This is a genomic window from Bacillus australimaris, from assembly GCF_001307105.1.
Lineage (GTDB): Bacteria > Bacillota > Bacilli > Bacillales > Bacillaceae > Bacillus > Bacillus australimaris.
The window spans coordinates 169,495-190,892 of sequence record NZ_LGYN01000027.1; the positions used below are offsets into that span (position 1 = coordinate 169,495).

The following is a 21,398-nucleotide window of genomic DNA, read 5'->3' on the forward strand; positions in this document are numbered from 1 at the left end:
CATATGAGGATTCTGCATACGGCGGATTGGCATTTAGGGAAAACGCTTGAAGGCCGAAGCCGGCTTGACGAGCAAGCTCAATTTTTAGATGAGTTGTATCAAATCGTCAAAGACGAACACATTGATGTCATTGTGATGGCTGGAGACGCCTTTGATACAGTGAATCCGCCTGCTAGAGCAGAGCAGCTTTTTTATGAAAGTCTATCTGCCTTATCTGATAAAGGAAAACGTCAAGTAGTGGTCATCTCAGGCAACCATGATAATCCGGATCGCTTATCAGCCGCATCTCCTTTAACAAATGATCAGGGCATTCATTTAATTGGATACCCGACAAATGACATCATCCGCGTCGATGTCCCGTCTTCGAGTGAACGTTTATCTATTGCAGCACTTGCTTATCCGTCAGAAGCGAGACTAAACGAGGTGCTGGCTGAAACATTTGAAGAGAAATTGCTTCGTGATCATTACAATTTAAAAATACAGCAAGCATTTCAACATTTAAGCACCCAATTTAAAGCGGATACGGTTAATATCGCAACAAGCCATATTTATGTGGCAGGAGGAAGTCAAACAGATTCAGAAAGACCTATTGAAGTAGGTGGCGCCTATACCGTAGCGGCTGAAAGTCTGCCAGAAGCAGCCTGCTATGTTGCCCTTGGTCATTTGCACCGCCCGCAAACCATCAAACGTGCCAAAACGATTGCTCGCTATTCGGGGTCCCCTCTTGCTTACAGCTTTTCTGAATCAGGCTATGCGAAATCAGTGACGATTGTAGAGGCAAAACCTAATGAAAAAGCAAGCTGGAAAGAAGTGTTTTTATCAAGCGGTAAACCACTTGTAAAATGGAAGGCGACTGAGGGACTGAGTCAAGTGCACGAGTGGCTGGATGAAAAACGGGATCTTCAGGCATGGATTGATTTAGAGATTCATTTAACAGATCAGCTATCTATTGAAGAGATCCATCAGCTCCGAAAGCAGCATAGCGGGTTTGTTCACATTAGACCAAAGTTTAAAGAACTACAGCAAATGGAAGAACAAAAACAAGTGGAAAAGCTCTCGATCGAAGAGCGGTTCGTAAAATTTTATGAGCGCCAGACAGGCGGCGGTCTTCCTGATGAAAAAACAGTCAAGCTGTTTTTAGAGCTCGCTAATGAAATGCAAGAGGAGGAAGCGACTTGAAGCCGATCACGCTAACCATTAAAGGACTTCATAGCTTCAGAGAAGAACAAACAATTGACTTTAGCTCATTATGTGACGCAGGGGTGTTTGGCATTTTTGGTCCGACAGGAAGTGGTAAATCGTCCATATTAGATGCCATGACCCTTGCACTCTATGGAAAAGTTGAACGTGCATTAAATAATACGCATGGTATTTTGAACCAAGCGGAAGAAAAACTGTCGGTTTCCTTTACGTTTGCTTTGCAAAAGGAACACCACATTTCTTATAAAGTCGAACGTGCTTTCAAGCGGGCAGATGAAATGAAAGTCAGAACGACATTATGCCGCCTGATTGAAATTGGTGAGACGCAGACAGTTCTTGCAGATAAAGCGAGTGAGGTCAATCGTAAAATAGAAGAATTACTCGGGTTAACCATTGATGATTTCACGCGAGCGGTTGTTTTGCCTCAAGGGAAGTTTGCAGAATTCCTTTCACTAAAAGGAGCCGACAGGCGTCAAATGCTTCAGCGGTTGTTTAATCTTGAAAAGTATGGGGATCAGCTCGTCAAACGTTTACGCGCAAAGGCGCAGAATCAGTATGGACAAAAAAATGAACTGCTGGCTGAACTCAATGGTTTAGGAGAAGCTGGCCCAGAGGCGCTTGCGAAAGCAAAGGAAGCGGCTGAGCAGGCAAAGGCTGTTTTTCAAGAGAAAAAACAAGCACGAGATGAAGCATTCACTGCTTTTACGAAGGCGCAAACAATTTGGCAGTATCAAAAGGAACAAGAAGCTTATGAGACAGAACGAAACAACCTGAACCAACTGGCACCATCAATGGAAGAGAAAAAAGCCAAGCTCAACATCGCTGAGCAGGCAGAGGCATTAAAGCCTTATGCGGATGCATTAACAAAAGCTGAAAATCAGCTTTCTCAAGCTTTGAAAGAGAAGCAGGAAGCAGAAAAACAGCTACTGCATCAACGAACGATCTATGATCAAATGACGCAGGAGTATGAGCAAGCCCGGCAAAAGAAAATAGAGATGGAACCGGAACTTCTCCAAAAGAAAGAGCAGCTCATTCAGCTAAAGGAAATTGAACGAAAAAAAGAAGCGGCTCTTCAGGAAAAGACGAGAATCGAACAGCAAAAAAATGAAACAGCGCAGAGATTATTACACAAAAAAGCAGAAGCAGACAATCTCCAATCTCTATTAGAACGGGCACTGGCGAAACAAACACAGCTGAAGCGTGAACTGGAGCCATTACAAGTCTCTGTAAAAGAGCGGAAAAGTGTGCAGGATGCTTTGCGTTTAAGCGAAAATGTTCAAAGAATACATCAGAGCATACAAAAGGAAGAACAAAGGATTGAGGAGCTTAAAAAGCGATCATCACAGACCGCAGCAGCATATGAAAAGCTTCAAAAACAGCAAAAAGACCATCATGAAAAAATAGATCAATCGTTTCAAGCGATTGAACAGCTTTATTTCTATGTATGTGAATTCGAACGGGCTCTGTCAGAATGGAGTAAAAGAGAACAAAATCAGAAGCTTGAAAAATTAAAACAGCGTGATGCGGTTAGGGCTGCAGAATTAAGAAAAGAATTAGCGGCAGAGCTCGTGGATGGTGAGCCATGTCCTGTTTGTGGATCGATTCATCATGATCTAAAGGCTTTGGAAAACAATGACCATGAAGAAACAGTGTCACAAATCGATGAAGTGATTCAAAGGATGGACAAAGAGCTCAAGCTGGCGGAGGAGTATGCAAGAGACATGTATGCTGCAAAGCAGCTGCTGGAAACACATGCCAATCAATTAGTGAAGCAGTTTGCCTTTTTATCTCAGAAAGCTCCCGGTTCGGAAGTAGCAGCAGCAGTAGAAGCGATGCAAAAGCCAGAGTCCTTACAGTATGTGATGCAAGAATGGAAAGGCATGAAACAAGATATACAAGAAGTTGAACGTAAACGAGCTCGTTTAATGGATGAAACGCATGATCAAGCTGCAGAGATCAGCAAGATGAAAGAACAAATGACCTTTGAACAGCAGCGCATCGATGAATTAGAGAGCCTGCTCAAGGAGCTTCAATCTGAGCTTTCGCAGCTAACGGCTCAATTTGAACAGGCTTTCCCACACCTTACATTGCATCAAGTACAAGAGATGCAAAAGCAAATAGATGAAAAGGACAAACAAGCGGAAGGCTATAAAGAGCGTATTGAGAAAAGTATTTCATTTTTGGAAGAAAAACAACAAGCAAAAGAACAGCTTCAAACAGCCATATATGATGTAGAGAAGGAGCTTGACAAACTGGCGCATCAGTTAGAAAGTCAGCAGCAGCTCATCCGTCAATATGAAACAGATTTAGGGCGGTATCCATTAAAAGCTGTCTCTATTTCTGATGAACTTATGGAGGTCGAACGCACGCTTGCTCGCCTCAATGAAATGGAACAGCAATCGTACAAGCAATTACAGCACGCTCAGCAGTTGTTTAGTGAAGCACAAAGCCATTTTTCAAGCAGTGAGCGTCAACTTCAAGAGGCTGGCCGGCGAAACCAAGAAGCAGAGGCTGCATGGGAAAAAGAAGCAGCGTCCTCTTCTTTTGATAAGCCTCAAGAGATTGAATCTGCTTTCATGAATCAGGCAGCACGTCAATCGGTTAAGCAAGAAATTGACGAATTTGAGGATAAAAGAAAGCAATGTGCCGCAAACTTAAAGCGAATTTCTGAACTGCTTAAAGATGAGTCGCTTAATGAAAAACAGTGGACTGACGTGCAACTTAGAAAAGAAGCGGCAGAAAAGGCATTGGAAGAAGCAACGGTGATGAGCGGCTCTGCAAATGAACACCTGCGTGTGATAGAAGAAAATCACCAGCGCTTTGCAAGTATTCATGAACGATTGGCAGAATTGCAGCAAGAAATTGATCGGCTTGATAAGCTGCAAACCGTTTTTAAAGGAAATACATTTGTTGAGTTTTTGGCAGAAGAACAGCTGGAAAGTGTCAGTCGTGATGCCTCTCACCGTCTTGGTATTTTGACAAGACAAAGATATGCAATTGAGGTTGATTCAGAAGGCGGCTTTGTCATGCGCGATGATGCGAATGGCGGTGTCAGGCGTCCAGTGTCCAGCTTGTCCGGCGGGGAAACCTTCCTGACGTCATTGGCGCTTGCCCTTGCTCTTTCAGCGCAGATTCAGCTGCGAGGTGAGTTCCCGCTGCAATTCTTTTTCCTTGATGAGGGATTCGGTACCCTTGATCAAGACTTACTTGATACAGTGATTACCGCATTAGAGAAGTTACAATCTCAAAACTTAGCTGTTGGTGTCATCAGCCACGTGGAAGAATTGAAAATGCGGTTGCCGAAGAAACTGATTGTCCATCCAGCAGATCCAAGCGGAAAAGGGACAACAGTCTCAATGGAATTAATGTAATGTTGAGGTGATGACAGGATGGCAAAGCAAACAATTGGATTATGCGAGCTATGTGGAAGACAAGATGTCTTGCTCACAGAACACCACCTAACGCCAAGAGAAGAAGGTGGGGCATTTTTACCGACTGCCTTCCTGTGCATCCCTTGTCATAAACAAGTACATGCCCTCTTTACAAACCAGGAGCTTGCCGCATGTTTGAACACACTTGATGCGCTGAGGCAGAATGAAAAGCTTGCATCGTACATCAAATGGATTCGAAAACAGCCGGCAAGCAAGCTGGTCAAAACAAAAAAATCAAGACAACGCAGAAAGAAATAAGCATAAAAAAGCACTCCTCTAGTTGAAATGGATGTAGAGGAGCTGCTTTATGCATTGCCTACCATATTCTGATCATTTAAGTCAGGATCCACATAGTTGGTGGCGCTAATGCCGTTATTTAATATCAAGAAATCTCCGGTATTCCCCGCTCCAGAGCCTAAAGCAGATTTTGACGAACTTTTAGGCGACAGGTAGAATGAGTCACCGACGTTGACGACGCCTCCAGAAATAGAGTTAATGTAAATGGGTCCGACAATTGCTGGCATAATCGACATCCTTTATTCGAAGTCATATCACCATCATATGCGCAGGTAGGTCCATTTGTGAGTTTGGCGGACTTTCATCGTTGCTAAATAGCTCCCTGATATGCTTCACTCGCGCAATGCCATTCATAGTGCAAGTAGAGCCGATTTGATAGACAGAGGACGATGATACCCCTTCTACATGTATTGAAGATACTTTAATCACAGGCTTTTCATGGTAAAATGCCGTTCTAACTGATCGTTCTGGCAGCATCAATGGAATGGGCTCATAATACACTTCAAATTCTTTCGCATCTAAATTTTCTGCTTCATAACCATAAAACAAACTAACGGTTCGTTGGACAGCTAACACCTTGACCTTCGGGCATAGCTCCTGTGTATCACCGATTTGAACTACACTCGAAATCCCGACAGAATTCACCTTTGTGAACTTCACTTGAGATGTGCGCTTAATCATTATCGAGGTGCTAGAGGAACAAACGGGCCAATGATCAGAGATTCAGGCGGTGTATCGAAAATGGAGGATAATTGTACATGGTCTGTGTCCCCGATGATAAATAGGGAAGAGGACGATACCCCGACTACTTTAATGCTTCCAGTCTCGATATTGCGGTTGACGACTGTGAAATTCATCCGTTTTCCTCTCCTTTCGTTTCACTTGGAATATGGGCTAAAAAGTGCTCAATCGCCCGTTTTACATCATGCTTTACATATTCAGCAATCTGCTCTGAACGCTGCAGCGGGGTCATATCTTCCCGGGGTGGCAGCTGTCCCGCATAGTATTTGATCCTGCTGTCAATTTGTTTGCGAATGTCCTCAATGATATGGTGTTTGTTGCTTTCATCGAGTGATCCTTCATATCGCTGCTCTAGTTCTTCAAGAAGTTCTGGAGCTTCTTCATTTAAAAATGCATCGACAAGCTGCCGTGTTTGATTGAAAAATTGACCAGCCATTTCTTGCTGCATCATTCCAATTCCCGGGGTTGTTGTTTGGCCCACTTCAAAGTTTTGAACACTGTTTGGATCAGATGGATTGAGGCCGATATTCAGCGTTCCTTCCAGCCGTTCGATTTTCAGTTGATCAAATTGATAATCTATCCGTTCAATATTCGTTGTCGGTTTATCTTTGATCGTTTGTATTTCCTGCTGAAGCTCGTTAAGCCTTTTTTCAAGCATCATGATTTGTTGTGTGTGTTTTTGAATGATGCCATACACTTGTGAAGCGTTGCTTTGATAATCATACATTTACATACACCTCCGGGGATTGCAGATGAACTTAAGCTGTTGGTGACTGAAGCGGTACAAAAGGTGCTGTGCTTGCGCCCTGAGATTCTTCAATTCCTTGTGTACCTGCTGCGGCAGGTGCTGCTTCTACGTAGCTGCCCGTGTTATACAGGTTGGAAAGGGCTTTGATTGATCCAGCACTCCCGATTTGCAGAACAGAGGAGTTACTCACAGACTCGACACGTAAATAATTAATTTGTATCGCTTGATTAATATAGAAGTTCAACGGATTCTCACTCCTTACAAGTTACCAACAAGCGGTTGATCAATGACATCACTGTCGTACGTATTTGTCACACTTTTGTAGTTGCTAATTTGCAATTGATCACCTGTATTAAAACTGCCTGCGCCAGCAAACGTTTTAACCTGACTATTTGGAGAAATGGTGATACAGTCTCCAACATGAACGACTCCGCTCGTTCCGACGGCATTTACTTTAAAGGCTCCCACAATAGCCGGCATAGCGGTGCACATCCTTTATAAAATTAGGGCACTTCGTTTTGGGCGTTTCACCATAGCTTATGATAGGTCTTTTAATGTGTGATTGTCTTTTTGAAAGCTTTTCATGAGAGGAATTAGATGTATGGCTTACCCTTTGTTTGAGCAATCTTTAGAGGTGGATTTGATGCCTTTATTTAAGAGCATGTCAAGCTCTTGACTGCACCTGATCGTTTCTTCGGCATTCATCCCGAATTTTTTTGCAGTCTCAATTAAATGTAATCTTTTTTGTTCAATTTCATAATTGATCATAACGGACGCCAACTCTCACATTTTTTATCAAATAGAAGGATATGGTTAGTATACCCTATTTTTCTATAAAAAAAGCTGTTTCGTCAATATGAGTAATAAAGTGACAAAATTCGAAAGTGTTCTTACGTGCCAAATATCTCTTTTCTTATCTCAGCTTGTAAATAGCGTCGTCTTTTGTTGATATACTGACGGATTACGTCTCGTTCAGACTGGAGGATGTCTTTTCGATCTTTTGTATATGGATCATCTCCAATTCGGTACTCAATCGATTCATGCCATTTCTCAATGATTGGACAGAGTCGATCTTCTAAAAAATGAGTATCGAGTACATGCTGGAAAAGTGTGTAGTAGTCTCTCTTAAACGACGGAATATCTAGTAATCTAGCAGTTAATGTATTAAATCCGTTTACTGGGATATAATCAAACGCCATTTCTTCTCCATGAATGTCCCGGCCCCATGTCGCATCATAATCCCAAGGAAGTACTTGAAACCTTCCTTGTTCATTCACATAAAGAGCGTAGTTGTGGACAAACCCATCAAAGTTTTGAGTGCAGACCACACCAATGAGCCAGTGGAAATATTGTGTCACATCTAGGTATTGCTCAATTTTTTCTGCGAATGTGTCATTTCTTGCTGTGTTGAGAAAGTAAATAAACTCGCTTAAAAGGTGATCATGTTGAGCAGTCCCCGTTTTTTTCTCGTATCCGAGAAGAAGGTGCTTTTTTGGTTTTTTATCAAAAGAACTTAAAAGGGAGAAGTTCGCGTCATCATCAACTGCATAATAAATGCCGCCTCCTGAAAGCTGTCGTTTTTGAAGAAAGAACTCATCGACAGATTCTATTTTTAAATAAATGCCTTCTTTTCTTCCGTTTATGGTGAGAAACACATGAGAAGCAGCAGGGCTTAGCACTCCCATCTGCTCGAAGAAATAAAAGGACAGCCTGTTTCGGATAAATGAAGGATCATTGTACTCTGCATTTAAATGAAAGGTGGATTCGCCTTGTCTTTGTTTTGGCTTTCGATATTCAATTTGATAGGATTTTTTCTTAAGCTTTCTAATGTGTGACCCGCGGTATGAAGCATAAATATGTGATTTGGATTGACCAGTTTTCAGAATCGCCTCTACAGGTTCATCGTTCCAAATGTCTTTTTTTAATTCAATCAGGTCCTTTGGATGAATCCACATATCAAGTTGTTTTAAAGGTTCAGTGCTCATACGTTCATCAGCCTCCTATATGCTCTTCTTTACGATATGAAAATGAAGGAATGTCCTGTACCGGCTGGTAGGTGTTCATGGAGTTTTAAAGGAAAGAGGCATTCGTCACGAACACTTGTCTACCGAGTCTCGTAACATAAAGCAGAGAAGATAAACAGCTTTGTCTGTTTGTTTTGTCGAAGCATAGACTGGGAGGGGAATTGTTCGTGAGTACATTTGATCATTCACACATTGAACATGCAGTGGCTTCACTTCGAAGTGAGGGACGTGATCATCACTTAGATCGTGAACCAGAATCGAAACGTTCGCACAAATCAGCGCGTTCTCGTCAATCAAGTCGCGGTCATTGGTTCTTTGGAGGTGGCGGACGTCGTAAGTCACGCCGTAGTAAAAAAAGCTACAGAAGTTATCGCTCAAAGAAAAGCTATCGTTCGAAGAAAAGTTACCGCTCAAAGAAAAGCAAGAAGAGTAAAAAATCATGTAAAAGCAAAAAATCTTACAGAAGCAAAAAGAGCGAACCGAAAAAATCACACCGCAGCAAACAGAGATCACACGATAAGAAGAGCCGTAAGTCACATCGCAGTAAGCGCAGATCTCATAAGAAGAGCTGCCGCAAGTCACATCGCAGCAAGCGCAGATCCCATCATAAGAAGAGCTGCCGCAAGTCACACCGCAGCAAGCACAGATCACACCATAAGAAGAGCCGTAAGTCACATCGCAGCCATCGATCTAAACGTTCTCATCACCATAAACGCAGCCGCTCTTGCCATAGATGTGGAAAGAAAAAGCATCGTTCCCGAAATAGAGGAAATGTTGATCGTAAATGGGAGCAAGGGAACATGTGGGAGTATCGCCGCTATCGCTAAACATGAAATCATCATTTTTGAAACCCTTTTTAAAAGAGAGTATGATAAAAAAGGGTTTTTTTTATTTCATAGAGAAATAAAATGAGACATCATAACTTAGCGAAATGAAGATTGTGAGGGGAAGACATGAAGTTTTTTACAGGTGAGATACATAGCAGCATGTTTATTGGGGTAGTTATTGATGATGAATGGGTGATGGACGTCAAAAAGGCAGAAGCCAAATTATTTGAGCTTGAGACACTGCCAAACTCTTTAGCTGAGTGTATCAACATGGGGGACAAGTTTGTTGAACATGTAGGGCAGCTTCTTGATTGGGCTAAGAAAAAAGAAGAAGACCGTGGTTCTTATGTATATCCGCTTTCGGACGTGAAACTTCATGCGCCGATTCCAAAGCCATCTAAAAACATTATGTGTGTCGGCAAGAATTATCAAGATCATGTCATGGAGATGGGAAGTGCGGCAGATATTCCTAAAGACGTGATGATTTTTACTAAGGCACCTACATCAGTCATTGGACACGAAGCGGATATTCTTCTTCATGAAGATGTGACAAGTGAACTGGATTATGAAGGAGAGCTTGCTATCGTGATGGGCAAATCAGGGAAGAACATTGCACCTGAAGAGGTTCAAGATTATATATTTGGTTACACTATTTTAAATGATGTAACAGCAAGAGATCTGCAGAAAAAACATAAACAATTTTTCATCGGTAAAAGCTTAGATACCACCTGCCCTGTAGGACCTTATATCGTTCACAAGTCAGTAATTGAGGATCACAGCGCACTCCATGTGGAAACAAAGGTAAACGGAGAGGTCCGTCAGTCAGCCAGTACGGAATTAATGATCTTCACTATTGAGGACATTGTCTCCACTCTTTCAAAAGGGATGACACTTGAAGCAGGTGACATTATTGCCACGGGTACACCTTCTGGGGTTGGAAAAGGCTTTGAACCGCCTAAGTTTTTAGCTTCAGGAGATCGAATTGACATCACGATTGAACCGATTGGGACGCTAACGAATCACGTCAAATAAAGCGCATGATGACACAGGATTGTCGCTTTGTGTTCGACATATTTCGTGATACGATGAGAAGGTACTTGTTCTGATAAAGGGGGAAATAACAAATGGGAACACATTTACATATCACAGCATGGGTGCTGGGGATTATCTTATTCTTCGTAGCTTTTGCTCTATCAGGTAAAAATGATAAAGGTGCTAAAATTGTTCACATGATCGTTCGCTTATTCTACTTGCTCATTATCGCAACCGGCGTCGAGCTGTATGTTCGAACAGGAATGAAAATTCCAGGTTTCGGAGGCGAGTATATTGGAAAAATGATCTTCGGTATTCTAGTGATCGGGTTCATGGAAATGGTCCTTGTACGCAAGAAAAAAGGAAAATCGGTCACCGGTGTGTTCGTTGGTTTTATCGTGGTTGCGATTGTGACCATTCTTCTCGGTTTACGTCTGCCGATCGGTTTCCATATTTTTTAACACAAAAAGGGCATTGCTTATACGAAGCAGTGTCCTTTTTATGTGGCATCAAATAGTGAAACCGTCCGGTGTCCATCAGAGGTGGTCCATTCAAATCGAATTTGATCTGAGGCAGGGTCATGGTGACATTGAAGGGCAAGTGACTGCGTATCTGCCGAAAATTGAAAGAAAGAGACGCGTTGCCAAGAATGAAAGGAAGAGAAAACACAATCGTAGACGGAAAAGCCAAGCTGCTCTACCTGTTCAATGATGTGATCAAAGACGTTCTCCGGTACGATCATGAGAAGATCAAGCCATCCTTTAGCAAGGGATGCAGTATATTGAATCATTTCTCCTCCTTGTATGTCCATGAGCTGCCCGTTTTCATGAAGAATCATCGCCCCGAGCAATTCTCCTTTTATCCATCGGTCATTTTCCTTCAACCAGATCATCGTGCTTTGAAGACTTTCTGGCAGCATGATCTCTCCTTCTTCATCTTCAATGAGACAATGCCCGTTTTCAATGAGTAAATATCCGTTACACCATCTTCGGCTGCATTGTTCAAGCTTCTTCATTCGATGTTCCATTTGCAAAAGCTCCTTTCCTCTTTCTTTTTTTACCAAAACAAGCTTGTCCTATACGCCGGGAAAAAAGGACAAATCAACTATCAAGGAGACGATGCATAAACTAAGAAAGGCTGAATGAGAACACTTGAGGAAAAACGGATGGGAGCTGATGATGATGTGTGGAATAACAGGCTGGGCAGACTTTAAAAAGCAGCTCATCCAACAGGATCATGTAATCAATCAAATGACAGATACATTATCTAAAAGAGGGCCAGATGATACAAATACGTGGAAAAGTGAGCACGTTCTTTTCGGGCATAAACGGTTAGCGGTTGTAGATGTAGAAGGCGGAAAGCAGCCGATGACATATACACATCAAAACCATGCTTATACGCTTGTATACAATGGAGAGCTCTATAACACGGAGGATATAAGAAAAGAATTGTTAAAAAGGGGGCACCGCTTTCTTGGGCATTCTGATACTGAAGTTCTACTGCATGCCTATACAGAATGGAAGGAAGAGTGCGTGTCTCATTTTAATGGCATTTTTGCTTTTGTGATCTGGGATAGTGAACGTGAATTATTATTTGCAGGTAGAGACCGGCTCGGCGTTAAGCCATTTTTCTATACAGAACGGCATCATTCCTTTTTATTTGGTTCAGAGATCAAAGCGCTTCTTGCGCACCCTGATATAAAAGCAAAAGTCGATCACGAAGGGCTATCGGAGATCTTTGGCTTAGGACCATCTAGAACACCTGGGCAAGGAGTGTTTAAAGGGGTAAAAGAGCTGAGACCTGCCCATGCCTTGACCTTTTCAAAAGACGGTCTCCGCGTGTGGAGATACTGGAATGTCAAAAGTAAGGAGCATACAGACTCACTTGATGACACCGCACAGCACGTCAAGCATCTTTTTACAGATGCCGTCACAAGACAGCTCGTTTCTGATGTGCCTGTATGTACCTTTTTATCTGGGGGCGTCGATTCTAGTGCCATTACGGCCATTGCCGCTAAACACTTTGAGAAAATAGGGAAAGCACCGCTTCACACGTATTCCATTGACTATGAAGGAAATGATCAATTCTTTGAAGCAAGTCAATTCCAGCCGAATGCTGACGGCCCTTGGATTGATCGTATGACCAAAGCGTTTCAAACGAATCATCACAGCAGTATCATCGGACAAAAACAGCTGGCTTCTTATTTGAAGGAAGCAGTTGAAGTTCGAGACTTACCGGGTATGGCAGATATTGATTCGTCTTTACTTTGGTTCTGCCGAGAAATTAAACAGGATTTCGTTGTCGGTTTGTCAGGTGAGTGTGCTGATGAGATCTTTGGCGGCTATCCTTGGTTTCACATGGCAAATGAAACGAATGGTTTTCCTTGGATGCGCTCGACTGAAGCAAGAACGCAGCTATTGCAAGATTCGTGGCAGAAGAAGCTGTCACTTAAGGAATACGCACAAAGCAAATATGAAGAAACCGTGGCAGAAACGCCTCTTTTAGATGGAGAAACTGGAATAGATAAAGCCCGGAGAGAACTTTTTTACTTAAATATGATCTGGTTTATGACAACGCTGCTTGATCGAAAAGATCGAATGAGTATGGGAGCAAGTCTTGAGGTGCGTGTGCCATTTGCAGATCATCGTCTTGTCGAATATGTGTGGAATATTCCTTGGGAAATGAAAATGCATGGAAATCGTGAAAAAGGGGTTTTACGGAAAGCATTAGAGGGAATTTTACCGGATGAAGTGCTTTATCGAAAGAAAAGCCCTTACCCGAAAACACATCATCCGGCCTATACTCAGGCTGTGAAAGAGATGTTGACAGATTGTCTCGCGCAAAAAGATTCTGTCCTTCACGAATTTTTAGATTCGCATCAATTAAAGCAGTTGATTGAAACGGAAGGAGCTTCCTTCCAAGTGCCTTGGTATGGCCAGCTCATGAAGGGACCGCAGTTGATTGCCCATCTAGCACAGATTCATCATTGGTTTGAAACATATCGAATTGATATAGAAGCGTAATTAAGGGTCGGCTTTCTTGCACTGATTGAAAGGAAGCCGGCTTTTTTCATACATAACCATGAGACTTTTAGAACACATCAAAAGTTGATCTAAGCTTTCTCAATTGTATAATTAACTTAAAGTGAATTAATTTGGAGGAAAAAGGATAATGAAAATCATTGTGATTGGAGCGGGACCAGGGGGACTTGCGGCAGCTATGATGCTTCAAAGCAAAGGACATGATGTTCATGTATATGAAAAGCAGCCCTTTGTTGGCGGACGTAACGCTAAGTTTCAACTTGGTGATTTCACGTTTGATACAGGTCCTACCTTTCTCAGCATGATTCATATTGCAGAGGAGCTGTTCACCTTTTCTGGTAAAAATCTTTATGACTATATCGATGTAATTGAATTAAAAGATATGTATAGATTAATATTTCAAGACGACCAGCTGGATATGATTCGAGATCGTGATGAAATGTATAAACGATTAGAAGCCTTTGCACCTGGTGAGGGCGAAGGGTATTTACGATTTATGAACGATACAAAGCGCAAAATGGATCGTCTGACGCCAATTTTACAAAGCAAAATGGATCGGTTTCATCATTATTTGCGCCCGAAGGTGATCAAAGCACTTCCACAGCTTTCACTAAATAAAAGTTTATATGATGTGCTGTCTGACTATTTCTCAAATGAATCAGTGAAATATGCCTTTACATTTCAATCAAAATATTTAGGGATGTCCCCATGGGAATGTCCTGGAGCATTTTCGATTCTTTCGTTTATGGAGCATGATACTGGTGTTTTCCATCCGAAGGGCGGTGTTAATCAACTGTCAGAAGCGATGGCAAAGGCGGCGGTTGAATCTGGCGCAAATATTCACCTGTCATCTGGCGTTGAAAAGCTGCTCACGGAAGGCAGGAAAGTGAAAGGCGTTCGCTTAGAAACAGGAGAAGAAATACAGGCGGATGAGGTCGTCATCAATGGAGATTTTGCTCACGTGATGACAAAGCTTGTCGAGCCAGGTCTCTTAAAGAAATACAGCGAGAAAAAATTGAAAAAGAAAAAATTCTCGTGCTCCACCTTTATGCTGTATTTAGGATTAGATACGATATATGATGAGCCTCACCATACCATCGTTTTTTCCGATAATTATGCTAAATTCGTCAAAGGTATTACAAAAACATTTGAGCTGCCAGATGATCCGTCTATTTATATTCAAAATGCAAGTGTGACAGATGATACGCTTGCGCCAAAAGGAAAATCAGCTCTTTATGTGCTGGCACCGGTTGCGAATAATCAAAGCGGCATTGACTGGGAAAAGCATCAAGATGAATTTAGAGAGCTTGTGCTGGATACATTGGAGCGGAAAACGGGCTTTCAGAATGTGAGACAGCATATAGAAGTCGAGCGGATGATTACACCGAAGCAATGGGAGGAAGATCTTTACGTATATGAAGGAGCTACATTTAATCTTGGCCACCAGCTGACGCAGATGATGGTCCTCAGGCCGCACAATGAATTTGATGAATTAAAGCACTGCTGGCTTGTTGGGGGAGGAACGCATCCAGGAAGTGGTCTGCCAACCATTTTAGAATCAGCACGTATCACGACAAATGCGATTCTCTCAAAAGAGAAACATACACACAAAACGATACCGCATCAAGAAAAGGGGAGCGCCTCATGAAAAAGCATATATTGATTGCAGGTGGCGGTATTGGCGGGATGATCTCAGCGCTTTATTTAAAAAAAGCGGGACATGATGTCACTCTTGTCGAAAAAAATGAACAGCTTGGCGGGAGACTTGCTTTTGTACGTGAGAAAGGATATAAAGTAGATGAAGGTCCGACCATTGTCCTACTTCCTGACATGTTAAAAGGCATTTTACACGAGGTAGGAATTGACGAATCGTCTCTTGATCTGCTGCAGCTTGATCCGCTGTACACGATTCAATATCAAGATGGCACCTCCTATACGAAATACTCTGATGCACTTCGTCAGCTAGATGAGATCAGACGTGTATTTCCAAAGGAAGATCAAGGGTTCCTAAAGTTTATGGAAGAAATGACGGACCGGTTTCAAGAAGGGCAGCAAGCCTTTTTAGAAAAATCATTCCATGAAAAACGTACATTTTTTACAAAAGCAAATATGAAAATTTTAATGAAATTAAAAGCGTATCGAACGGTACAAAGCGCTCTAAAAAAATATTTCTCAGACGAACGCCTGCGAGATGCATATGCACTGCAAACCCTCTATGTTGGAGGAAACCCGTATGAAGCATCTGCTATTTATTCGCTCGTTTCATATAGTGAGCACGCACATGGAATCTACTATTTAAAGGGCGGCTATGCAAGTTTAGTAAATATATTGGAAGGACAGCTTATCAAATTGGGCGTGCATATCAGAAAAAATGAAGAAGTCACGCAATTGGTGTTTGAGGGAAAACGGGCAGTCAAAGCAAAAGTCAATGATGAACATATAGCCGCTGATGCATTTGTGATCAATGGAGATTATCCAGCAGCATTAAAACAGCTTGGTTTAGATGACGAGCAAGACCGCCGAAAATACGTGCCGTCCTCCGGCTGTGTGATGGTGTATCTCGGATTAAACAACATATATCATCATGCGCCTGTTCATCAATTTTTTATGGGAGAACACTTTGAGCTGCACATGAAAGAGGTTTTTCAAACGAAAACGATTCCTCAAGATCCATCTTTTTATACCTTTAATCCATCGATCATTGATCCATCTCTTGCTCCAGATGGCTGCAGCGTTCTATACATGCTGATTCCTGTTCCTTCAGGAAATCATATCAACTGGGAAGAGAAGACAGATTTTGTAGAAAAAATGATCGATCGTCTTGAGGAAAGAGGCTTTCCGAGATTGCGAGAATCGATTGTCTGGAAAAAGATCAGAACACCAAATGATTCCTTGCGAGAAGGATTATTTGAAGGCGGCAGCTTTGGTCTTGCGCCTAATTTGTTTCAATCAGGTGTCTTTCGCCCGCAAGTGAAGGTCAGAGAGACCGACAACCTTTATGCGGCAGGTGCTTCCATCCATCCTGGAGGTGGAGTGCCGATCGTGATGCAAAGTGCGAAGCTCATGGCTTCTGTTCTACTAAAAAATTTGAATGATAGAAAGGAAGTGAAGCTAAGTGGTTGATGTACAAACAGCAATGAAAGTGTGTGAAGAGACCATACAAACTCATTCAAAAACGTTTTACCGCGCCTTTTCCATGCTGCCTAAAAAGAAGAGGCAGGCAGTCTGGGCTGTGTATTCTTTTTGCAGGAGAGCAGATGATATTGTCGATGAGTCCCCTTCTCCAAAAGAGGATCTTGCATCCTTTAGGGAGACGTTTGATCGATTTTTACACGGCGAGGTAGACCGAAATGATCCGATGTGGGTGGCGTTAGAGCATACATTTCAAGAGTTTCGGATGGATGAGTCCCCGTTCCGTGATTTGCTGCATGGACAGGAGATGGATTTAGAACAGCATCGATACGAAACGTTAGATGAACTGCTCATCTATTCCTATCATGTTGCTAGTACCGTTGGACTCATGCTGCTTCCAATTATTGCACCGCGTAAAAAAGAGCAGCTAAAAGAAGCAGCCATTTCGTTAGGTATTGGTATGCAACTGACCAATATCCTTCGTGACATTGGCGAGGATCAGGCTGAAAGAGGCCGCATTTATTTGCCAAAGCAAGTGATGGATCAATTCGGGTACACAGAGAAAGAATTGCAGGAAGGGGTTGTCAATCAGGCCTTCCAGCATGTGTGGGAGTACATTGCTTTTGAGGCAGAGGCATACTACGAAGAGTTTTTTGACTATCTTCATGAATTCCCGCTTTATTCACGTATACCGGTGAAAGCAGCTGCCCACTTTTATAAAGCCATTTTAGATAAAACAAGAGAAAACGAATACCGGGTCTTTACAGAGCGGTCATTTATTTCAAAACAGGAAAAAGCACTTATTTTAGAGGATATTATGTAAAAAAGATGCTGATAAAGAAGAAAAAGGACTGCACACGCAGTCCTTTTTATGTGGATGAAAAACGATACTCCGTCCAAACCCTTGAACGCCAGCGTCTATACATGAAAATGCCTCTTACCCATTCATCCACGATAAAAGAAATCCAAACTCCGACGAGACCCATTTCAAGCTGAATGCCTAACAAGTAAGCGATCGGAAGCCCAATTCCCCACATTGAAATCATCGCCATATACACTGGAAACTTCGCGTCGCCAGCAGCCCGCAATGAATTGATAATGACCATATTAAATGAACGCCCCGGTTCTAAAATGATCGTCAATAGGAGGAGTGTGGCGGCGATTTGAATGATCTCGCGATTGCTAGTGAAAAATGCAAGCAAATGCGCCGATGATAAAGATAATACAGTGGAAGAAAGAAGAGAGATCGCAATGGCCCAGTATAAGCTTTTCATGCATCTGCGATAGGCAGCATCGAATTCTTTCGCCCCAATATGGCGCCCGATTAAAATTTGTGTCCCTTGGCTAATCGCTGCACCAAACAACATAATGAACATCATCAAATTTTGAGTATAGACTTTTGCTGCTAAAGCCTGCGTCCCCATAAATGTAATAAACAGTGTGATGATCATTTGAGAGCCGTTATAAGAAAGCTGTTCTCCAGCAGAAGGAATGCCGATTTTTAGCAGCTTTTTTAAATGCGTCCGCTGGATGTGAAACATGTTCTTCAGCGAAAAGCGTAATCCAATTCGGCGGCGGACAATGAGGATCATCGCTATTAATCCGATCAATCGAGCTAGTGAGGTTGAAAAGGCGACTCCCATGACACCCAAAACTGGAAAGCCAAACGGACCAAAAATGACCAAATAATTGCCGGCAACGTTGAGCAAGTTCATTCCGATGGTGACATACATCGTGTCTCTCGTGTATCCATAGCTTTTTAAAATAGCACTATACGTCATAATAAGTGCTTGAATAAAGGAAAGCAGCCCGACAATTTGTAAAAATACCGCCGCATCCGGCATGAGCTCACTTGATAAGCCCATCATGTGCAGGATTGGAACAGCTAATACAAACATGAGGAGACTAATGACAAAGCTAATCAAGAAGTTGGTACCGAGTGAGACATAGGCGACTTGAGTTGCTTCCTGCTTGCGGTTAGCTCCTAAGAGCTGCGCAATCACAATGGTCGTACCTGTTGTAATGAAGCTGAACATGACAATTAATAAATTCAGCAGCTGGTTACTGACACCTACTGCGGCCACACTGTTATCAGAATATTGGCTGAGCATGAGTGTATCTGCGCTCCCCATGAGCATATATAAAGAGATTTCAATAAAAATAGGCCAAGTTAATGCAAATAATGAAGGGTGGTTTCTCTCATTTTTGGCTTGAACCTTTTGATAAGACAGGGTTTGCGATTTCATCACGTAGCCCCCCTTTCGTATAAATCCGATTTATAGTGTACCTTGCATCGACTATAATAAGAAGAGATGAAACCGAAACTTATTGGAGAAATCCGACTTCGTAAGGAGATGAATATGGATCGATTTATTACATTTACAGTACCGCCGTTTCCTATTTATATTGCTTCAGGCAAAGGTGTTTTTCATCAAGGAGAAAGACATATCTCTAGAACCTTCACTGTATTTGATCTTCTCTATGTCACAAAGGGTGAACTATGGATAACAGAGGATGAGAGGGCTTATCACGTAAAAGAAGGTGAATATATCATTCTTTCACCGGGCTTATCTCATGGTGGACATTTGCCATGTGAAGAGGACACCCACTATGAGTGGCTACATTTCTCAATTGATCCATTTGAGCTGTCGAACCGGCCGAGAGAACACTGGATTGATATGAAACAAAATCAAGCCACCTTCGAAAAGCCGGCAACATATGAATTCAGCCTGCCCCGTTTAGGACAAGTGAAAGGACGAAGTGTGTTAGAAAAGCATCTTTCAGCAATGAGAGCACTAAATCATGATGCATCTGAACTTCCACTGAAAAAACAGCTTCTATTTGAGGAACTAGTCATCCATTTACAAAAAGAAGCATTCCATATGCCAAGTGCAAAGGAGACCGTTGCATCAGAAGTGGTTCACTATCTTGAGCGCCACTTTATGAAGAAATTACACATGGAGCAGCTTGCAGAAAAGCTGCACTATCATCCTGATTACATGACAAGATGTATGAAGACAGTATATGGATTGACACCAAACCAATACAGTCATCGTCTCAAAATCGAAAAAGCCAAAAGCATGCTGGCCTCAACGAATGAAAAAATTGCAGCCATTGCAGAGTATGTAGGCATTGACGATCCTACTTATTTTTCGAAGCTGTTTCGGCAAAACGAAGGCATGACGCCGATCGAGTACCGTCATTTAGTCAAAAGAACAACAAAGTAAAGGAGCGTGAATAGATGAAAAGGGAAAAAGAAGAGCTTGTGAATATACGACCATTAAACGAAACTGATTTAGAAGAGGTGTGGCATTTAAAATTTAAAGCACCAGATCAGTCCTATCGAAAGTGGAATGCCCCTTATTTTGAAGAACACGAGATCCCGCTTTCTGCATTTAAGAAACGATACTTGCAGGATGAATCCATTCCGCCGAAGCTGTATGGCATTGAAATAGATGGAGACATCAAAGGCACTGTGTCTTATTATTGGGAGAACGAACGTACACGATGGCTTGAATGCGGCATAATCATTTATGACTCACGCTTTTGGAGCGGGGGCATAGGGACAAAGGCGTTAAACCTATGGATTGATGTACTATTTTCGCACATTGATATCCCTCGAATTGGTCTTACAACATGGTCAGGGAATGAACGGATGATGCGCTGTGCAGAGAAATGTGGATTTGTCCTTGAGGGAAGATTGAGAAAGGTTCGGTACTATCAAGGAGAGTATTTTGATTCGATGCGCTATGGAATGCTGAGAGAAGAATGGCGAAGTCTTCCGCGCCATTCCTCTGAACAATCATCATATTAGGACAAAAGTATCGTAATATTTGAATAAACGAAGAAGATTGATATAAAGGGGGTTTTACTCTAGAGAATCATGGGACTATTCGTTTCACTGCTGTGTTATCTATTTATGGTTTGATGTGCCAAAGCATAACAAAGACCAATGGCTGTGAGCCATCTTAGGCTTGCAATTTAGTACCACCATAATCGGTATTGAATTGAACAAGGCAGATAGGAAGGGGCTGAACTGGACTTCATATTTTTAGCATCTTGTTTGATCTCATGCTGCTCATCTCTATTTTGATCGATATCATTCTTTTTATCAGATGGGTCCTTCATGAAGAAGGGCTTTTTTGTTTGATCTTTTGAGCCGGGACACCTGCAATGACGATTTGCTCTTCATGAAAGGAACGATTCACCACGGCATTAGCTCCGATTGAAATATGATTCGCAATATAAATGTCTCCAAACAGCTTAGCTCCAGGGCCAATCCATACGTGATCGCCAATGGTTGGTACATCCTTTTCATGATGGTTTTGGCCAATATTCACCCCTTGATGAATATCACAAAATGCCCCAATTTTAGCGTGCTTGTTTACAATTAACAGACCAGTATGATTGATTCTAAGGCCGGGGCCAAAGACGCCAATCGGGATATCAAAGCCAAGCTGCATGCCTTTCTTTTTATGTAAATAGCGATAAAACCATTTTCGCAATGCAGCACCGCTATGAGAATAGTATTCATATTTTCGTAAATACCTTTGATATTTCCATATATCGTCCCCAAACCACTTTGGCCTTCTGCGTGTGATCGCCAATGCTTTTTTATCCTGCGCCAAGTAGTGGTGAAGGTCATGCTTCGTTAAAATCAACAGATCTCCCTCCATTCCTGTTCGTTTTAGAGAAATTATACCATTAAAACCATTTATATCAATAAGAATGGTGTGATTTTTTCAACTTTTTACCTTCGTTTCATCTAAATTTCTATATAAAATAAGCTCTTTATGTCGAGTAGAACAAAAGAACCAGGAAGATTGATTTGTAATTTTTTTCAATATCAAAAGGGCGCATGCGTTCGATCTCTTTATGGCAGTAGGTGTTTGTAAAAATTACTCGAAAATACTCATTAAAAAGAG

General features: G+C 42.0%; 24 protein-coding genes and 1 pseudogene. 13 read left to right on the top strand and 12 right to left on the bottom strand.

What is annotated here, in order from left to right; genetic code table 11:
- Window positions 1-3: 3 nt before the first annotated feature.
- Genes sbcD through AKG37_RS14970 form a run of 3 tightly spaced genes read left to right on the top strand, consistent with a single transcriptional unit; the run spans window position 4 to window position 4,889 of the window.
- Window positions 4-1,179: an exonuclease subunit SbcD gene (sbcD, locus tag AKG37_RS14960; RefSeq protein ID WP_060699528.1), complete on the top strand. Its 1,176-nt coding sequence runs from the start codon at window positions 4-6 to the stop codon at window positions 1,177-1,179.
- Complete coding sequence (sbcC, locus tag AKG37_RS14965) at window positions 1,176-4,571, top strand: exonuclease subunit SbcC (RefSeq protein WP_060699529.1); 3,396 nt, start codon at window positions 1,176-1,178, stop codon at window positions 4,569-4,571. The genes sbcD and sbcC overlap by 4 nt, the downstream gene beginning before the upstream one ends.
- Window positions 4,572-4,589: 18 nt before the next feature.
- On the top strand, window positions 4,590-4,889 hold the full coding sequence (locus AKG37_RS14970; RefSeq protein ID WP_060699530.1) for a hypothetical protein: 300 nt from the start codon (window positions 4,590-4,592) through the stop codon (window positions 4,887-4,889).
- A gap of 47 nt (window positions 4,890-4,936) precedes the next feature.
- On the opposite strand, the gene AKG37_RS14975 is transcribed toward AKG37_RS14970, so the two are convergent.
- The 8 genes from AKG37_RS14975 to AKG37_RS15010 all read right to left on the bottom strand — a co-directional run bounded on the left by AKG37_RS14975 (window position 4,937) and on the right by AKG37_RS15010 (window position 8,402).
- Window positions 4,937-5,155 carry a spore germination protein gene (locus AKG37_RS14975; RefSeq protein WP_003211468.1) on the bottom strand — a complete coding sequence of 73 codons (219 nt, stop codon included), beginning with the start codon at window positions 5,153-5,155 and terminating at the stop codon, window positions 4,937-4,939.
- A gap of 22 nt (window positions 5,156-5,177) precedes the next feature.
- Complete coding sequence (locus tag AKG37_RS14980) at window positions 5,178-5,609, bottom strand: spore germination protein GerPE (protein ID WP_060699531.1); 432 nt, start codon at window positions 5,607-5,609, stop codon at window positions 5,178-5,180.
- Window positions 5,609-5,785: a germination protein GerPD gene (locus AKG37_RS14985; RefSeq protein WP_003210893.1), complete on the bottom strand. Its 177-nt coding sequence runs from the start codon at window positions 5,783-5,785 to the stop codon at window positions 5,609-5,611. The genes AKG37_RS14980 and AKG37_RS14985 overlap by 1 nt, the downstream gene beginning before the upstream one ends.
- The gene (locus AKG37_RS14990) at window positions 5,782-6,396 is read right to left on the bottom strand and encodes a spore germination protein GerPC (protein ID WP_060699532.1); all 615 of its coding nucleotides are present in this window, start codon (window positions 6,394-6,396) and stop codon (window positions 5,782-5,784) included. The genes AKG37_RS14985 and AKG37_RS14990 overlap by 4 nt, the downstream gene beginning before the upstream one ends.
- 31 nt (window positions 6,397-6,427) lie before the next feature.
- Window positions 6,428-6,661, bottom strand: a complete 234-nt coding sequence (locus AKG37_RS14995; protein ID WP_060699533.1) for a spore germination protein GerPB — start codon at window positions 6,659-6,661, stop codon at window positions 6,428-6,430.
- A gap of 14 nt (window positions 6,662-6,675) precedes the next feature.
- Window positions 6,676-6,897: a spore germination protein gene (locus AKG37_RS15000; RefSeq protein WP_024425506.1), complete on the bottom strand. Its 222-nt coding sequence runs from the start codon at window positions 6,895-6,897 to the stop codon at window positions 6,676-6,678.
- Window positions 6,898-7,023: 126 nt separating this feature from the next.
- On the bottom strand, window positions 7,024-7,185 hold the full coding sequence (locus tag AKG37_RS15005; protein ID WP_060699534.1) for an aspartyl-phosphate phosphatase Spo0E family protein: 162 nt from the start codon (window positions 7,183-7,185) through the stop codon (window positions 7,024-7,026).
- 122 nt (window positions 7,186-7,307) lie between these two features.
- A complete protein-coding gene (locus AKG37_RS15010; protein WP_060699535.1) occupies window positions 7,308-8,402 on the bottom strand; it encodes a CotH kinase family protein in 1,095 nt (364 codons plus the stop codon).
- Window positions 8,403-8,608: 206 nt separating this feature from the next.
- Here AKG37_RS15010 and AKG37_RS19435 point away from each other — a divergent pair.
- The 4 genes and pseudogenes from AKG37_RS19435 to AKG37_RS15025 form a co-directional block, all read left to right on the top strand.
- Window positions 8,609-8,683: pseudogene (locus tag AKG37_RS19435) on the top strand (spore coat protein CotG); the annotation flags it as partial.
- A 79-nt stretch (window positions 8,684-8,762) separates the two neighbouring features.
- Window positions 8,763-9,353 (top strand): hypothetical protein, encoded by a 591-nt coding sequence (locus tag AKG37_RS15015; RefSeq protein ID WP_160316324.1) that lies wholly within the window; start codon window positions 8,763-8,765, stop codon window positions 9,351-9,353.
- A 41-nt stretch (window positions 9,354-9,394) separates the two neighbouring features.
- Window positions 9,395-10,300 (top strand): fumarylacetoacetate hydrolase family protein, encoded by a 906-nt coding sequence (locus AKG37_RS15020; protein WP_060699537.1) that lies wholly within the window; start codon window positions 9,395-9,397, stop codon window positions 10,298-10,300.
- A gap of 92 nt (window positions 10,301-10,392) precedes the next feature.
- A complete protein-coding gene (locus AKG37_RS15025; protein WP_060699538.1) occupies window positions 10,393-10,761 on the top strand; it encodes a YisL family protein in 369 nt (122 codons plus the stop codon).
- 38 nt (window positions 10,762-10,799) lie between these two features.
- On the opposite strand, the gene AKG37_RS15030 is transcribed toward AKG37_RS15025, so the two are convergent.
- Complete coding sequence (locus AKG37_RS15030; RefSeq protein ID WP_060699539.1) at window positions 10,800-11,327, bottom strand: DUF2777 family protein; 528 nt, start codon at window positions 11,325-11,327, stop codon at window positions 10,800-10,802.
- A gap of 154 nt (window positions 11,328-11,481) precedes the next feature.
- Between AKG37_RS15030 and asnB the strand changes: the two genes are divergently transcribed.
- From asnB to AKG37_RS15050, 4 genes are all read left to right on the top strand, one after another.
- Window positions 11,482-13,323, top strand: a complete 1,842-nt coding sequence (gene asnB / locus AKG37_RS15035; RefSeq protein WP_060699540.1) for an asparagine synthase (glutamine-hydrolyzing) — start codon at window positions 11,482-11,484, stop codon at window positions 13,321-13,323.
- A gap of 148 nt (window positions 13,324-13,471) precedes the next feature.
- Complete coding sequence (locus AKG37_RS15040; protein ID WP_060699541.1) at window positions 13,472-14,989, top strand: phytoene desaturase family protein; 1,518 nt, start codon at window positions 13,472-13,474, stop codon at window positions 14,987-14,989.
- Entirely contained in the window at window positions 14,986-16,464 is a 1,479-nt protein-coding gene (locus tag AKG37_RS15045) for a phytoene desaturase family protein (protein WP_060699542.1), read from the top strand. The genes AKG37_RS15040 and AKG37_RS15045 overlap by 4 nt, the downstream gene beginning before the upstream one ends.
- Window positions 16,457-17,296 (top strand): phytoene/squalene synthase family protein, encoded by an 840-nt coding sequence (locus AKG37_RS15050; RefSeq protein WP_060699543.1) that lies wholly within the window; start codon window positions 16,457-16,459, stop codon window positions 17,294-17,296. The genes AKG37_RS15045 and AKG37_RS15050 overlap by 8 nt, the downstream gene beginning before the upstream one ends.
- A gap of 46 nt (window positions 17,297-17,342) precedes the next feature.
- Here AKG37_RS15050 and AKG37_RS15055 read toward each other — a convergent pair whose 3' ends face one another.
- Window positions 17,343-18,719, bottom strand: a complete 1,377-nt coding sequence (locus AKG37_RS15055; protein ID WP_060699544.1) for an MATE family efflux transporter — start codon at window positions 18,717-18,719, stop codon at window positions 17,343-17,345.
- Window positions 18,720-18,833: 114 nt separating this feature from the next.
- Between AKG37_RS15055 and AKG37_RS15060 the strand changes: the two genes are divergently transcribed.
- Entirely contained in the window at window positions 18,834-19,700 is an 867-nt protein-coding gene (locus AKG37_RS15060) for an AraC family transcriptional regulator (protein WP_060699545.1), read from the top strand.
- A gap of 14 nt (window positions 19,701-19,714) precedes the next feature.
- Entirely contained in the window at window positions 19,715-20,287 is a 573-nt protein-coding gene (locus AKG37_RS15065) for a GNAT family N-acetyltransferase (protein WP_060699546.1), read from the top strand.
- Window positions 20,288-20,454: 167 nt separating this feature from the next.
- Here AKG37_RS15065 and AKG37_RS18940 read toward each other — a convergent pair whose 3' ends face one another.
- Both AKG37_RS18940 and AKG37_RS15070 read right to left on the bottom strand, forming a co-directional pair.
- Window positions 20,455-20,601, bottom strand: coding sequence for a hypothetical protein (locus AKG37_RS18940; RefSeq protein ID WP_160316325.1), 147 nt, complete (start codon window positions 20,599-20,601; stop codon window positions 20,455-20,457).
- A complete protein-coding gene (locus tag AKG37_RS15070) occupies window positions 20,598-21,134 on the bottom strand; it encodes a serine O-acetyltransferase (RefSeq protein ID WP_060699547.1) in 537 nt (178 codons plus the stop codon). The genes AKG37_RS18940 and AKG37_RS15070 overlap by 4 nt, the downstream gene beginning before the upstream one ends.
- Between the last annotated feature and the right edge of the window lie 264 nt (window positions 21,135-21,398).